Annotated in this window: 12 protein-coding genes; 5 read left to right on the top strand and 7 right to left on the bottom strand. The window is 71.4% G+C overall.

From position 1 onward, the window contains the following. Positions 1-131 precede the first annotated feature (131 nt). Both HYQ63_RS20060 and HYQ63_RS20065 read right to left on the bottom strand, forming a co-directional pair. Positions 132-830: a response regulator transcription factor gene (locus tag HYQ63_RS20060; RefSeq protein ID WP_179935199.1), complete on the bottom strand. Its 699-nt coding sequence runs from the start codon at positions 828-830 to the stop codon at positions 132-134. An 81-nt stretch (positions 831-911) separates the two neighbouring features. After that, positions 912-2,108, bottom strand: coding sequence for a sensor histidine kinase (locus HYQ63_RS20065; protein WP_179935200.1), 1,197 nt, complete (start codon positions 2,106-2,108; stop codon positions 912-914). Positions 2,109-2,218: 110 nt separating this feature from the next. On the opposite strand from HYQ63_RS20065, the gene HYQ63_RS20070 reads away from it, so the two are divergent. From HYQ63_RS20070 to HYQ63_RS20080, 3 genes are all read left to right on the top strand, one after another. After that, positions 2,219-3,229 carry an SAM-dependent methyltransferase gene (locus tag HYQ63_RS20070; RefSeq protein ID WP_179935201.1) on the top strand — a complete coding sequence of 337 codons (1,011 nt, stop codon included), beginning with the start codon at positions 2,219-2,221 and terminating at the stop codon, positions 3,227-3,229. A 55-nt stretch (positions 3,230-3,284) separates the two neighbouring features. After that, entirely contained in the window at positions 3,285-4,178 is an 894-nt protein-coding gene (locus tag HYQ63_RS20075) for an IS982 family transposase (RefSeq protein ID WP_179935202.1), read from the top strand. A 98-nt stretch (positions 4,179-4,276) separates the two neighbouring features. Beyond that, a complete protein-coding gene (locus HYQ63_RS20080) occupies positions 4,277-5,419 on the top strand; it encodes an NADH-quinone oxidoreductase subunit D (RefSeq protein ID WP_179935203.1) in 1,143 nt (380 codons plus the stop codon). Positions 5,420-5,455: 36 nt separating this feature from the next. Here the strand turns inward: HYQ63_RS20080 and HYQ63_RS20085 are convergent, their stop codons facing one another. The 4 genes from HYQ63_RS20085 to HYQ63_RS20100 all read right to left on the bottom strand — a co-directional run bounded on the left by HYQ63_RS20085 (position 5,456) and on the right by HYQ63_RS20100 (position 9,088). Next, positions 5,456-6,559, bottom strand: a complete 1,104-nt coding sequence (locus HYQ63_RS20085; RefSeq protein WP_179935204.1) for a hypothetical protein — start codon at positions 6,557-6,559, stop codon at positions 5,456-5,458. Positions 6,560-6,633: 74 nt separating this feature from the next. Next, positions 6,634-7,596: an ABC transporter substrate-binding protein gene (locus tag HYQ63_RS20090; RefSeq protein WP_179935205.1), complete on the bottom strand. Its 963-nt coding sequence runs from the start codon at positions 7,594-7,596 to the stop codon at positions 6,634-6,636. A gap of 77 nt (positions 7,597-7,673) precedes the next feature. Then, on the bottom strand, positions 7,674-8,411 hold the full coding sequence (locus HYQ63_RS20095) for an ABC transporter permease (protein WP_179935206.1): 738 nt from the start codon (positions 8,409-8,411) through the stop codon (positions 7,674-7,676). Beyond that, the gene (locus tag HYQ63_RS20100) at positions 8,411-9,088 is read right to left on the bottom strand and encodes an ABC transporter permease (protein WP_179935207.1); all 678 of its coding nucleotides are present in this window, start codon (positions 9,086-9,088) and stop codon (positions 8,411-8,413) included. The genes HYQ63_RS20095 and HYQ63_RS20100 overlap by 1 nt, the downstream gene beginning before the upstream one ends. 129 nt (positions 9,089-9,217) lie before the next feature. On the opposite strand from HYQ63_RS20100, the gene HYQ63_RS20105 reads away from it, so the two are divergent. Then, complete coding sequence (locus HYQ63_RS20105; RefSeq protein ID WP_179935208.1) at positions 9,218-10,375, top strand: betaine/proline/choline family ABC transporter ATP-binding protein; 1,158 nt, start codon at positions 9,218-9,220, stop codon at positions 10,373-10,375. A gap of 35 nt (positions 10,376-10,410) precedes the next feature. Here the strand turns inward: HYQ63_RS20105 and HYQ63_RS20110 are convergent, their stop codons facing one another. Next, on the bottom strand, positions 10,411-11,541 hold the full coding sequence (locus HYQ63_RS20110; RefSeq protein ID WP_179935209.1) for an esterase family protein: 1,131 nt from the start codon (positions 11,539-11,541) through the stop codon (positions 10,411-10,413). A 165-nt stretch (positions 11,542-11,706) separates the two neighbouring features. Between HYQ63_RS20110 and HYQ63_RS20115 the strand changes: the two genes are divergently transcribed. Further along, positions 11,707-13,539 (top strand): phosphatidylglycerol lysyltransferase domain-containing protein, encoded by a 1,833-nt coding sequence (locus HYQ63_RS20115; RefSeq protein WP_179935210.1) that lies wholly within the window; start codon positions 11,707-11,709, stop codon positions 13,537-13,539. Positions 13,540-13,637: the final 98 nt, after the last annotated feature.

Genomic DNA, 13,637 nt, shown 5'->3' on the forward strand with positions numbered 1-13,637 from the left:
GGCGCCGCCATCGCAGAGAGCCCGGCCCCGCCGCCGTGGCCCGACGCGTGGGTGGTGGCCCGCGCGCCCCGGGAGCGGGGCCGCGCCCCAGCGCCCGTCGCGGAAGGCCGCCCGTCCCCGTGGTGTTGGGGTCAGCGGGGTGGGCCGCCTGCGCGGACCAGACCTGTTTCGTAGGCCATCACCACCACCTGCACCCGGTCACGGAGTTCCAGCTTGGTGAGGATGCGGCCCACATGGGTCTTCACGGTCGCCTCGGACAGCACCAGGCGGCCCGCTATCTCGCCGTTCGACAGGCCCTGGGCGACGAGCATCATCACCTCGCGCTCGCGCTCGGTGAGCCGTTCCAGCTCGGGGCGGGCCGCCGTGCCGGATCGGCCGCCGATGCCGCCGCCGGCGGTGCCCGGGAGCATCGGGGCGAAGCGGTTCAGGAGTCGGCGCGTGGTGCTGGGGGCGACGACCGCGTCACCGCTGTGGACGGCGCGGATCGCGGCGAGCAGTTCGCCCGGTGGCACGTCCTTGAGCATGAAGCCGCTCGCGCCCGCCTTGAGGGCGGAGAAGGCGTACTCGTCCAGGTCGAAGGTGGTCAGGATGAGTACGCGCGGCGCCCCGTCGCGCTCGCAGATGCGCCGGGTCGCCTCCACTCCGTCCAGCTTCGGCATCCTGACGTCCATCAGGACGACGTCCACCTCGGCGGAGCGCACCGCCTCCAGCGCCTCCAGCCCGTCGCCCGCCTCGGCGACGACCTCCATGTCGGGCTGGGCGGCGAGCACCATGCGGAAACCGGTGCGCAGCAGCACCTGGTCATCGACGAGCATGACGCGGATCGACATCCGGTCGGTCCCTTCCCTCGGCTTCCTCGGCGCGCGCCCCGTGCGGCGCTCACCCCCTACGTACGCGCCGCTGTCCGCGGCTCACCCCGCCGGTTTCAGCGGCAGCAGCGCGCTGATGCGGAAGCCGCCGCCCGGGCGGGGGCCCGCGTCGAGCGTGCCACCCACCATGCCGACGCGCTCGCGCATCCCGATCAGCCCGTGGCCGCTGCCGTCGGCGCCGCCGTCCTCGTACAACTCGCGCTGGGCGCCCCGGCCGTCGTCCTCGACCAGCAGGCCGAGCCCGTCGTCGAAGTAGGTGATGCGGACGCTGGCGCCGACGTCGGGGCCGCCGTGCTTACGGGTGTTGGTGAGCGCTTCCTGCACGATGCGGTACGCGGTCAGCTCCACGCCGCTGGGCAGCTGGCGCGGGCTGCCGACGACCTTGAAGTCCACCGGGAGACCGGAGCCGCGCGCCTGCTCGACCAGTTCGTCGATCTGCTCGACGTCCGGCTGCGGGACGTAGTCGCTGGCCTCCCCCGGTTCCCCGGTGCGCAGCACGCCCAGCAGCCGCCGCATCTCGGCGAGGGCCTGGCGGCCGGTGCCGGAGATCGTCTCCAGCGCCTGCCGGGCCTGGTCCGGGGAGGCGTCGAGGACGTACGCGGCGCCGTCCGCCTGAACGACCATCACCGACACGTTGTGCGCGACGACATCGTGCAGTTCGCGCGCGATCCGGGCGCGTTCGGCGGCGACCGCGACCTTCGACTGCGCCTCGCGCTCCTTCTCCAGCCGGGAGGCGCGCTCCTCCAGCTGGGCGTAGTAGGCGCGGCGGGTGCGGATCGAGTCGCCGAGCACCCAGGCCAGGACGAAGGGGATGGTGACGAAGACCGTCGAGACGGCGGCCTCCCCCGAGGACTCGTGTTCGGCGGGCCAGCGGAGGGTGGCGAGCGACGGTGCGCAGATCGCGGCGCCCAGGGCCAGCCGGGAGGTGCGCCGTCCGCCGGTGCACGCGACGGTGTAGACGATCACCAGCATCGCGAAGTCGACGATGTTGATCCTGACGTCCAGCGCGAGCTGGGCGAGGCCGCACGCGATGGCCAGCCACAGCATCGCCGCGGGGGCGCGGCGGCGCAGCGCGACGGCCGCGCACAGCGCCAGCGTGATCGGCACGGCCGCGAGCGGTGGCTCATAGCCCGGGGTCGCCTGTACGAACCAGAGGAGACCGCAGCCGAAGAGGAGGACGCCCCAGAAGGTGTCCACCCCTGTCGGATGGCTGCGGAGGAAGTCGTAGAGGCGCTGCACGTCACCCAGAGTAGGCAGTGCGGATACCCGGGCGGGTCAGCCCGAGGGGCGATCCGTACCGCCCCGCCCTACTCCCCAAGGTGGATGCCGCTCCGATTTAGCGTGGGGAGGTGGCGAGTGAACAGCAGGAATGGTGCGGGTGGCGGGAAGCCGCCGAACGGGCGCTGTACGGGACGGACGGCTTCTTCCGGCGGGCGGAGGGACCGGCCGGTCACTTCCGCACGTCGGTGCATGCCTCACCGCTGTACGCGCGGGCGGTCACGGAGCTGCTGCGGCGGGTGGACGAGGCGCTGGGGCGGCCGCCGGAGCTGGCGCTGGTGGACCTGGGCGCGGGGCGCGGCGAACTGCTGGCCGGGGTGCTGGCGGCGGCCGCCGGTCTGCCGCACGGGCTGGCCGCGCGGCTGCGGCCGTACGCGGTCGAGCGGGCGGCACGGCCGGACGGGCTCGACGGGCGGGTGGAGTGGCGGGAGACGGCGCCGGAGGGGTTCACGGGGCTGCTGTTCGCCAACGAGTGGCTGGACAACGTCCCCGTCGACGTCGCCGAGACGGACCCGGACGGCGTCCCGCGCCGGGTCGAGGTCTCGGCGGCCGACGGCGCCGAACGCCTGGGCGCCGAGGTGACCGGCGAGGACGCGGAGTGGCTGGCCCGGTGGTGGCCGCTGGCGGGCGCCGAGCCGGGGCTGCGGGCCGAGATCGGGCGGCCGCGCGACGCGGCCTGGGCGGAGGCCGTGCGGTGCGTGGGGGCCGGGCTCGCGGTCGCCGTGGACTACGGCCACGAGCGCGCCGCCCGGCCGCCCTTCGGCACGCTGGCCGGCTTCCGGGACGGGCGCGAGGTGCGGCCGGTGCCGGACGGCTCCTGCGATCTCACGGCACACGTGGCGCTGGACGCGTGCGCGGCCGGGACGGACGCCCGTCTGATCCCCCAGCGCGACGCGCTGCGCCACCTGGGCCTCGACGGGGGTCGCCCGCCGCTCGCCCTGGCCTCGACGGACCCGGCCGCCTACGTACGGGCCCTGAGCGCGGCGGGCGAGGCGGCGGAGCTGCTGGACCCGGCGGGCCTGGGCGGCTTCCGCTGGCTGGCCCAGCCGGTGGGCCTGCCGTACGGGTCCCTCCTGCCCTAGACGAGTAAGTCCGAAGTCTCCGGGCGCATGAAGCGAGGGTCTCGTTGGTTCGTTTGTGACGACAAACCTCGAGACCCTCGCGACAGCACTGTACGTGAAGATCGATGACGCTCTGGCAGGAACGCGGCGATGGGGCCGCCCACCCAGACTGACGGACGCCGAGCTGTTGACCCTCGCGGTCATGCAGGCCCTGCTCGGCTTCGTCTCCGAAGCCCGATGGCTGCGCTTCGCACGCGCCCACCTGGCCGCCGAGTTTCCCTACCTGCCCGGACAGTCCGGCTACAACAAGCGCCTGCGAGCCGGGAACACGCTGATCAGCACATTCATCCGCACACTCGCCCGCGACAGCGACCTGTGGCACGACGACGTGTGGATCGTGGACTCCACACCGGTGGAGTGCGCCCGCTCACGGCCCACCGTGAAGCGTTCCGACCTGGCCGGCTGGGCCGGGTACGGCTACTGCCCCTCCCACTCCCGGTTCTTCTGGGGCCTGCGGCTCCACCTTGTGTGCACGCCCGGCGGCCTGCCGATCGCCTGGGCCCTGGCCAACCCCAAAATCGACGAACGCGAGGTGCTGGCCGACATGCTCACCGGCGACCAAGACCTGCTGGCCACACACCCCGGGCAGACGATCATCGGTGACAAGGGCTACGTGTCCAAGCACCTCGACGCTTTCCTGGCCGAGCACGGCCTGACCCTCCTGCGGCCCAGCTACCGCTCCCACAAGCCGCGGCCCGGCGAATACCTGCTCAAGCCCATCCGCCAGCTCATCGAGTCGGTGAACGACACCCTCAAGGGCCAGCTCGACCTCGAGCGCCACGGAGCGAGAACCCCCGCCGGCGTCCTCGCCCGTGTCGGACAACGGATCCTGGCCATGACGGCCGCGATCTGGCACAACCGCGCCACAGGCCGATCCATCACCCGATCACTGATCGCCTACGACCACTGACCAAGCCTTCGGACTTACTCGTCTAGGGGGTCCGGCGTGCTGGTCCAGGGGCTGGACCCGGTTTCTGGGCGGGGCGGGTGTCGAGACAAACTGTTCCCATGACGGAGACGACAGTCGGCATCGGCGGCGCGGCGGAAAGCACCGACATGGTGCTGAACATCGGCCCGCAGCACCCGTCCACCCACGGCGTGCTGCGGCTCCGGCTGGTGGTCGACGGGGAACGCGTCCAGCACGCGGAGCCGGTGATCGGGTACATGCACCGCGGCGCCGAGAAGCTGTTCGAGGCGCGCGACTACCGCCAGATCATCATGCTCGCCAACCGCCACGACTGGCTGTCCGCCTTCTCCAACGAGCTGGGCGTCGTCCTCGCCGTCGAGCGGATGCTCGGGATGGAGGTCCCGGAGCGCGCCGTATGGGTGCGTACGCTGCTGGCCGAGCTGAATCGGGTGCTCAACCATCTGATGTTCCTCGGGTCGTACCCCCTGGAGCTGGGCGGCATCACGCCGATCTTCCACGCGTTCCGGGAGCGCGAGGACCTCCAGCACGTGATGGAGGAGATCTCCGGCGGCCGGATGCACTACATGTTCAACCGGGTCGGCGGGCTCAAGGAGGACCTGCCGGCGGGCTGGCTCGGCCGGGCGCGGGCGGCCGTGGCCGAGGTGCGGTCGCGGATGGACGTGTACGACGGGCTCGTGCTCGGCAACGAGATCTTCCGGGGGCGCACCCGCGGGGTGGGCGTCCTGTCCGCGGAGGCCGTGCACGCCTACGGGGTCAGCGGCCCCATCGCCCGCGCCTCGGGCGTGGACTTCGACCTGCGGCGCGACGAGCCGTATCTGGCGTACGGAGACCTACAGGACACCCTCAAGGTCGTCGTGCGCGAGGAGGGCGACTGCCTCGCCCGCTTCGAATGCCTGCTGGAGCAGACGCACAACTCGCTGGCGCTCGCCGACGCCTGTCTGGACCGGCTCGCCGAGCTTCCGCCGGGGCCGATCAACCAGCGGCTGCCGAAGGTGCTCAAGGCTCCCGAGGGCCACACCTACGCGTGGACCGAGAACCCGCTCGGCCTCAACGGCTACTACCTCGTCTCGAAGGGCGAGAAGACGCCGTACCGGCTGAAGCTCCGCTCGGCCTCGTTCAACAACATCCAGGCGCTCACGGAGCTTCTGCCGGGCACGCTCGTCGCCGACATGGTGGCGATCCTGGGATCGCTGTTCTTCGTCGTCGGCGACATCGACAAGTAATCGACAAGCAGGCGCCGGGCCGTCAGGCGCCGGGCCCTACGAGATCGCGCTGCGCAGCTCCTCGATCCCGATGGGCTCGTTCTCCTCGTGCGCGGTCAGGTCGATGACCTCGCCCACCGCGCCCTTGCGGGTCTCGGCGAGGGTTTCCGCGCCGATCACGTCGGCGAGGTCCTCCTCGGCCTCCGGCTCGGGCTCCTGCTGCTTCGGCGGGTTCTTCTGGGTGCCGAAGTAGTCGAAACCGCTCTCCGAACGGGAGGCGGCCCGGCGTGCCGCGGCATACGGCACCACGGCGGAGGCGGCCGTACGGGCGTGCGGAGGCGGCACCGGGGAGCTGTCCGGGCCGTCACGCTCGTCGGCCGCCGGGCGCTTCCCCGGGACGGCTGCACCGTCCTCGTCCGGGTCCGCGGCCGTTCTCCCGGCCTTGCTGTCCGTCGCTTCCGCTTTCTCCTGCTCCCTGGCCTCGGCCTCGGCCTTCTCCTGCTCGGCCGCCAGGGCACGGGACTCCGCTTCGGCTCGCTCCCGCTGCTGGCGCGCGCTGGCGACGAGACGGCTCAGCGCCTCGTCGGCGCGTGCGTACGCGCTGAGGTCGAGACCGTCACCGACGGATTCCGCCGACTCCGCCGACTCGGCGTCCGCGACGGTCTCGCCGGACGGCTCCCCCGCGGTCAGCTCCTTCGACGGAACCGCGGCCTCCAGGGCGAGCCTGCGGCGCCCCTCCAGGGCGCTGGCGCGCTCGGTCTCGGCCGTGGCGTAGCGGCGCAGCAGCTCGGCGTGCTCGTTGCGCAGCCGGGCGAGTTCGGCCCGCTTGGCGCGGAGCCGGGTGTTGAGCGCGGTGCGCAGCTCGGCGGCCTTCTCTGCGTCGGCCTCCAGCTCCGCGATCCGCTCCTCGTACTTCATCTCCTGGCGGGCGGTCTCACTCGCGGCCTCCGCGACCCGGCGGCCGGCCGCGCGGTCCCAACGGCGCGTCAGGACCGAGCCGACGACCGCGGCGGTGGCCGCGGTCGCGGCGAGTCCACGGATCACAACCGTATCGCCGACCAGCCAGGCACCGGCGGCGCAGGTTATTGACGCGGCTGCAACCGACAGAGGGGGAAGTAGCCTGTGCAGGGGTGGGGATTGGCGGTGGCGTCCACGTGGCATGGGCCGAAACTTACCGTGCGTACGGCCCGTTTGGGGGGTCGGCAGGCCACATCCGTTGTGAATCCGTTGGCAAACTACTTCACCAGACCCTTCTCCTTGAGGTAGTCGGCCGCGACATCGGAGGGCTTGAGCCGCTCGGCGTCAACTTTCTTGTTGAGTTCGGTGAGATCGGCCGTGGTGAGTACGCGGCCGAGCTTGTTCAGCGCGTTTTCGATCTTGGGTGAACCGGCGGACTTCGCATTCACGACGGGAAGTACGTTGTCGGCATTCTGGAGATTTTTGTCGTCGTCGAGCAGGACAAGCCCGAACTGGTCGAGCGTGGCGTCCGTGGTGGTGGTCAGGACCATCTGGTCCTTGCCGTCCTTGACCGCCTGCTTGGCCTGCACGCTGCCGATGTCCAACGGGTCGATGCCCGCGATGTCGATGCCGTAGCGCTTCTCCAGACCGGGCTGGCAGAACGGCCGCTTCGGGCATTCGTCGCCCGCCGCCAGCTTGACCTTCTGCCCGGACTTCCCCAGATCGGAGAGCGTCTTGAGGTTGTGCTCCTCGGCGAACTTCTCGCTCACCGCGAAGGCGTTCTGGTCGACCGCCTTGCCGACGTCGAGCACCTTCAGCCCGCGCGGCTCGGCGAGCTTCTTCAGCGCCTTCACCGTGTCGTCCGCGTCGGAGGAGGCCACGGGCTTGGCATTCGGCCCGTTCTTCTTCTGGTTGAGGAATTCGGCGAGCGTCGCCGCGTACTCCGGTACGACATCCATCTGACCCTTCTCCAGGGCCGGTTCATACAGTTCGCGGGTGTCCACCGTCTTGAGGGAGGTCGAGTAACCGGCGTCCTCCAACAGTCCCGCGTACAGCTCCGCGAGGATCTTCGACTCGGCGAACGAGGCCGTCCCGATCACCAGCGAGCCCTCCTTGCCGGGCTTGCCGGAGCCGTCGCCTCCGCCGGACTTCTCCAGGCTCTCGCCGCCGCACGCGGTCGCGCCGACCGCCAGCGCCACGGCGCTCGCCGCCGCCCCCGCCACTCTCAAGAACGTGCTCATGGGTTCCCCATCCATAGATATGTACGGCTTCAGACGCATACGGATGCGTACGGCTGCGCACCGAGGCGATGCGAGCGTCACGATGTCAGCGCGGGCGCCTTGGGCGCCTGGTCGGCGGGCGGGCGGCGGAACGCGGCCGACCGCCGCCCCGTCTTCCGCCGCATCGGGTCCAGCGCCAGCCCCAGCACCACGAACACGCCCTCGACCAGCAGCGCGAGCGCCGCGACGAGCACCGCCCCGGCCACCACCTGGGGCGTGTCGGTGAGCCGGAAGCCCGCCGTGATGATCCGGCCGAGCCCGCCGCCGCCGGGCAGCGCCGCCAGCGTGGCGGTGGCCACCACCTGCACCGCGGCGGTCCGCACGCCCGTCATGATCAGCGGGAACGCGAGCGGGAGTTCGACCCGTCGGATCAGCTGGCCGCCCGTCATCCCCATGCCCCGGGCCGCCTCCACGACCTCCCGGTCCGCCTCGCTCACCCCGACGTACGCGTTGGTGAGCAGCGGCGGGATGGCGAACAGCACCAGCGCGATGATCGTGGGCCACTGGCCGTGCGTGCCCAGCGGGCTGAGGAGCAGCAGGACCAGCACGGCGAAGGTGGGCACCGCCCGGCCCGCGTTGGAGATGTTGACCGCGATCGCGCCGCCCTTGCCGATGTGGCCGAGCAGCACGGCCACCGGCAGCGCGACCGCGCACGAGATCGCCAGACAGACGAACGTCAGGAACAGATGCTGGCCGAGCCGGTGCCACACCCCGTCCCCGCCCGACCAGTGCGACCCGGTGGCCAGCCAGTTCCACGCCTCGCCGATGACGCCCATCAGGCCCTCCTCCTCTTGCGCGCCCAGGGCGTCAGCACCCGCTGGACGCCGAGCAGAGCTACGTCCGCCACGACCGCCAGCGCCACGCACAGCACCGAGGCGGTCAGCACCTGCGCCTTGAAGAAGCTGTGCATGCCCTCGTAGATGAGGTTGCCGAGCCCGCCGTAGCCGATGATCGCGCCGACCGTGGTGAGCGAGACGGTGGAGACCGTGGTGATGCGCAGCCCGGCCATCAGGGCGGGCAGCGCGAGCGGCAACTCGACGCCGAGGAGCAGCCGCAGCGGCCCGTACCCCATGCCGCGCGCGGCCTCCCTCGCGTCCTCCGGCACGGAGGCGAGGCCGGCCATGATGTTGCGCACCAGGATGGTCAGCGAATAGAGCACCAGACCCGTGACGACGACCGCCTGGGACACCCCGAAGACGGGCAGCAACAGCGAGAACATCGCGAGCGACGGCACCGTGTAGAGGATCGTGGTCATCCCCAGCACCGGGCCCGCCACGCCCTGTCGGCGGCGGGCCAGCAGCGCGAGCGGAAAGGCGATCGCGAGGCCGATCGCGACCGACGCGAGGGTGATCCCGACATGCTGAAGCGTCGCGTCCGTCAGCTCCTGACCGCGCGTGCGCACATACTCGCCGCAAATCCATTCGTTACTGATCAGACAGTTCTGGTCCGCCATACGCTCACCTCCCCCGGGCACGTGGTCGTCCAATTCCTGGGTGACCCTATCCCCGGGAGATGACAATCTCGTCCGATCGCCACACAACAGCAACAATGTCTGCCACGAATGCGGCAACAATGGGGAGCCATGATCCGTTTCGAGCATGTCACCAAGCGCTACGCCGACGGCACGACCGCCGTGGACGACCTGTCCTTCGAGGTCGCGGAGGGTGAGCTGGTCACGCTCGTCGGGCCCTCGGGCTGTGGCAAGACCACCACGATGAAAATGGTCAACCGGCTCATCGAGCCGTCCTCCGGGCGGATTCTGATGGAGGGCGAGGACATCGCCGAGACGGATCCGGTCGCGCTGCGCCGTCGTATCGGCTACGTCATTCAGCAGGTCGGTCTCTTCCCGCACAAGACCGTGCTGGAGAACACCGCGACCGTGCCGCATCTGCTGGGGTGGCAGCGGAAGAAGGGGCGGCACCGGGCCGCCGAGCTACTCGACCTGGTCGGACTCGACCCTTCCGTATACGGCGACCGCTATCCGGACCAGCTCTCCGGCGGCCAGCGGCAGCGGGTCGGGGTGGCACGGGCGCTGGCGGCCGACCCTCCGGTGCTGCTGATGGACGAACCCTTCGGGGCCGTCGACCCGGTCGTCCGCGAACATCTCCAGACGGAATTCCTGCGGCTTCAGTCGCAAGTACGAAAGACCGTGCTTTTCGTGACGCACGACATCGAGGAGGCGGTGCGGCTCGGCGACCGCATCGCGGTGTACGGCTCCGGGCGCATCGAACAGTTCGACACCCCGGCGGCCGTGCTGGGCGCGCCCGCCTCGCCGTACGTGGCCGACTTCGTCGGCGCCGACCGGGGCCTCAAGCGGCTCTCGGTCACCCCCATCGAACCCGGCGACCTCTGGCAGCCGCCCGTCGTCCACCTCGACGACCCGCTCACGAAGGCGGCCGCCCGCCTGGCCTCGGACGGCGCCCGGTGGGCCGTCGTCCTGGACGACGCGGACCATCTGCACGGCTGGATCCCGGCGGACGCGGCCGACGGGCAGGACGGGACGGTACGGGACCACGCCCGCCGGATGGAGGCGTGGCTGCCGGTGGGGGCACCGCTCAAGCAGGCGTTCAGCACGATGCTCCAGCACGACGCGGGGTGGATCGCCGTCCTGGACGGCGAACGCTTCCTCGGCGTCCTCACCCCGGGACGCCTGCACGAGGCCCTTCGCCGCTCGATCGACGCGGACGCGGGCGGAATCCCCCGCGGCGAGGTCAACCTCCAAACGGTGACCGACCCCTGAGCCTCCCGGCACGCAGTCCGCGCCCAGTCAGGCGGTCAGTCGGCGTGGAGGCGGGTGCTCATCCATTCCAGGGCGGGGGACACCTCGCGCTTCCAGGTGTTGAAGTTGTGGCCCCCGGTGCCGAGGATCATCGACGAGATGCGGGTCGGCTCGCCCCGGCGGTTCAGGTCCCGCACCTTCTCCACGAACCGCATCGTCGCCCGGTAGTTCTTCTCGCCGCGCTCGCTGCTGCTCACCAGCAGCGAGACCGGCGGGGCGGGCTTGTGGTCGAGGCGCCACATGAGGTTGTTCTCGCGTTCCAGCTGCTTGCTGCCGTCGAAGAGGTCGCCGGTGGTCGGGTCGATGGGGGCCTTGTAGTAAGGGGACAGCCCGACGGCGGTGGAGAACGCGTCGGGGTGGCGCATCGCCATCTTCAGGGCGCAGTAGCCGCCGGTGGAGTTGCCGATGACACCCCAGTTGCGGGCCTGCGTGCCCGCCCGGTAGTGCTCGGAGACGGCCTTCGGCACGTCCTTGGTGAAGAAGGTCTCGGTCTGCGGCCCGCCGGGGACGTCCATGCACTCCGTATCCCGCGGCGGCGCCACCGTCGGCCGCATCATGACCAGGATGGTCGGCTGCATCCTTCCCTCTTTGACCAGCTTCTGGGACTTCTGAGGGTATTTCAGCCCGTTGATGAGGGCCTCGGTGGTGCCCGGGTAGCCGGTCAGCACGAGGGCCGCCGGGAACCGGCGCTCGGCGTACCGGGGCTGGAAGTACTCCGGGGGCAGATAGACGTACGCGGGGCTCGCGATCCGCGAGACCGGCCCCCGGAAGGTGACCTTGTCGATGCGCCCGCCGGTCTCCGGCGACGAGCCGCCGGAGACCTTGAGCTTGCGGGTCTCGGTGACCTTCACCCGGGTCCCGGGGGTGTCGTGGTCGACCACCACCCCCATCTCGTCCTCGGCCCCGAACAGGTCGGCCCAGGAGCCGTAGAAGCCGAAAGTCTGATTGGCGAACAATCCAAAAGCCGCGAACACCGCCACCTGGGTAGCCAGTAGCATGCCGATCCGGCCGACCACGGCGGTAACCCCGCGTCCGGCCAGCCGCGGCCACAGCCATATCGTGGCCGTGAACAGCAGCAGCGCCGCGACGACAGCCATGATCACGACGTTGTTGCTCGTGAGACCCATCACTAACTTTCTGCCGGGCGGCGGTCGTCCGTGCCGCGGGGGCGCCTTCCGGCGGGAGCCGGGGGCGGAACCCCGCCGCCTCGAACTGCATCTAGATAGACGCAAATCGTGCGGAAGCTGCGTCAGAGAACCAAAGATCCTTTGACCGAAGCGACGGGAATGCGAATGTCTGACAGTCCAGATGCCGAAAAGTCCGGCTGGGTTCCCAACCGGATACGGCGCGTGCTGCGCGGGCCGCGGCCGGAGACGGTCCCCACCGCCGTCGGCACGGCCTGCACGGTGATCGGGCTCGTGGACATCGTTTTTCCGCGGCTGCGGCACAGCAAGGTGCACGCGCTGGCGGAGCTGCTGCCCGGCGCGGTCAGCTCCCTGGCCGCCGCGGCGTCGATCGTGGTCGGGCTGCTGCTGCTGATGCTGGCGCACGGCCTGAAGCGGCGCAAGCGCCGCGCCTGGGTGGCGGCGGTGGCGCTGCTGCCGGTCGGGGCGGCGGCGCAGCTGCTGTACCGGCACTCGGTCCTGGGCACCGTCTTCTCGCTCGTCCTGATGGTCGTGCTGCTGCACTACCGCCGCGAGTTCGCCGCGCTGCCCGACCCGCGCAGCCGCTGGATGGCGCTGGCCAACTTCGTGGTCATGGGCGCGGTGAGCGTCGGGGTCGGGATGCTCATCGTGCGGTCGCACCCGGACACCATCGAGGGCGCGCCGTCGCTGGCGGCGCAGCTGGAGCACGTGCTGTGGGGGCTGTTCGGCTTCGAGGGGCCGGTCGGCTACCGCGACGGCGCGGACTACACGGTCGGCTACTCGCTGGGCGCGCTCGGCCTGCTGACCGTCGCCACCACCGCGTACCTCGCCTTCCGCCCCGAGCACCCGGCCGCCCGGCTGACCGCCTCCGACGAGGAGCGGCTGCGGGAGCTGCTCGCCACCCACGGGCGCCGTGACTCGCTCGGCCACTTCGCGCTCCGCCGCGACAAGGCGGTGATCTTCTCGCCCAGCGGCAAGTCCGCCGTCTGCTACCGCGTGGTCTCCGGCGTGATGCTGGCCAGCGGTGACCCGGTCGGCGACGTGGAGGCGTGGCCGGGCGCGATCGCCGCGTTCATGGAGGAGGCGCGGTCGCACTCCTGGACCCCCGCGGTGATGGGGTGCAGCGAGACCGGCGGCGAGGTGTGGACCCGGGAGACCGGGCTGGACGCGCTGGAACTGGGCGACGAGGCGATCGTGGACGTCGCGGACTTCACCCTCTCCGGACGCGCCATGCGGAACGTGCGCCAGATGGTCAAGCGCATCGAGCGGGCCGGCTACGAGACGAGGGTGCGGCGCGTCGCCGACCTCGACGCGGAGGAGCTGGAGACCGTCCGGCGCGCTGCGGAGGACTGGCGGGGCACCGACACCGAGCGCGGCTTCTCGATGGCGCTGGGCCGGATCGGCGACCCGGCGGACGGCGAGTCGGTGATCGCCACCGCCCACAAGGCCGCCGAGGAGGGCGCCGAGGAGGGTCCGTACGGAGACCTGAAGGCCGTCCTGCACTTCGTGCCCTGGGGCCCGGACGGGATGTCGCTGGACCTGATGCGGCGCGACCGGAGCGCCGACCCGGGCATGAACGAGCTGCTGATCGTCGCCTCACTCCAGGCCGCCCCGGCGCTGGGCGTCACCCGCGCGTCGCTGAACTTCGCGATGTTCCGCTCGGCGCTGGCGCGCGGCGAGAAGCTGGGCGCGGGCCCGGTGCTGCGCGGCTGGCGGGGGCTGCTCGTGTTCCTGTCCCGCTGGTTCCAGATCGAGTCGCTGTACAAGTTCAACGCCAAGTTCCGGCCGCGCTGGGAGCCGCGCTTCGTGGTTTTCCGCAACACCCGGGACCTGCCGCGCATCGGCCTGGCCGCGATGCAGGCCGAGGGGTTCGTCTCCCTCGCACTGCCCCGGCTGCTGCGCCGCGGGCGGCGCGCCGAGCCGCGTCCCTGCGCGCACCAGGCCCCGGCCCGGCGCCGCGAACTGGAGCAGGCGGCCTGAAGCGGCCGTCTGCTCGGGCACACCGCCCGAGCAGGCACGCGGCCGGAGGGCAGACCACCTGTGCGGGCACCCCGCCCCCCGCGTCCCCCGCCCGGGCT

Source organism: Streptomyces sp. Rer75 (genome assembly GCF_013414305.1).
GTDB classification, from domain to species: domain Bacteria; phylum Actinomycetota; class Actinomycetes; order Streptomycetales; family Streptomycetaceae; genus Streptomyces; species Streptomyces himastatinicus.

Coding starts and splice junctions, on each gene's coding strand:
- HYQ63_RS20095 (WP_179935206.1), bottom strand. CDS start 8,411: ATGGGCGTCATCGGCGAGGCGTGGAACTGGCTGGCCACCGGGTCGCAC.
- HYQ63_RS20060 (WP_179935199.1), bottom strand. CDS start 830: ATGTCGATCCGCGTCATGCTCGTCGATGACCAGGTGCTGCTGCGCACC.
- HYQ63_RS20115 (WP_179935210.1), top strand. CDS start 11,707: ATGTCTGACAGTCCAGATGCCGAAAAGTCCGGCTGGGTTCCCAACCGG.
- HYQ63_RS20090 (WP_179935205.1), bottom strand. CDS start 7,596: ATGAGCACGTTCTTGAGAGTGGCGGGGGCGGCGGCGAGCGCCGTGGCG.
- HYQ63_RS20080 (WP_179935203.1), top strand. CDS start 4,277: ATGACGGAGACGACAGTCGGCATCGGCGGCGCGGCGGAAAGCACCGAC.
- HYQ63_RS20085 (WP_179935204.1), bottom strand. CDS start 6,559: ATGCCACGTGGACGCCACCGCCAATCCCCACCCCTGCACAGGCTACTT.
- HYQ63_RS20105 (WP_179935208.1), top strand. CDS start 9,218: ATGATCCGTTTCGAGCATGTCACCAAGCGCTACGCCGACGGCACGACC.
- HYQ63_RS20110 (WP_179935209.1), bottom strand. CDS start 11,541: ATGGGTCTCACGAGCAACAACGTCGTGATCATGGCTGTCGTCGCGGCG.
- HYQ63_RS20100 (WP_179935207.1), bottom strand. CDS start 9,088: ATGGCGGACCAGAACTGTCTGATCAGTAACGAATGGATTTGCGGCGAG.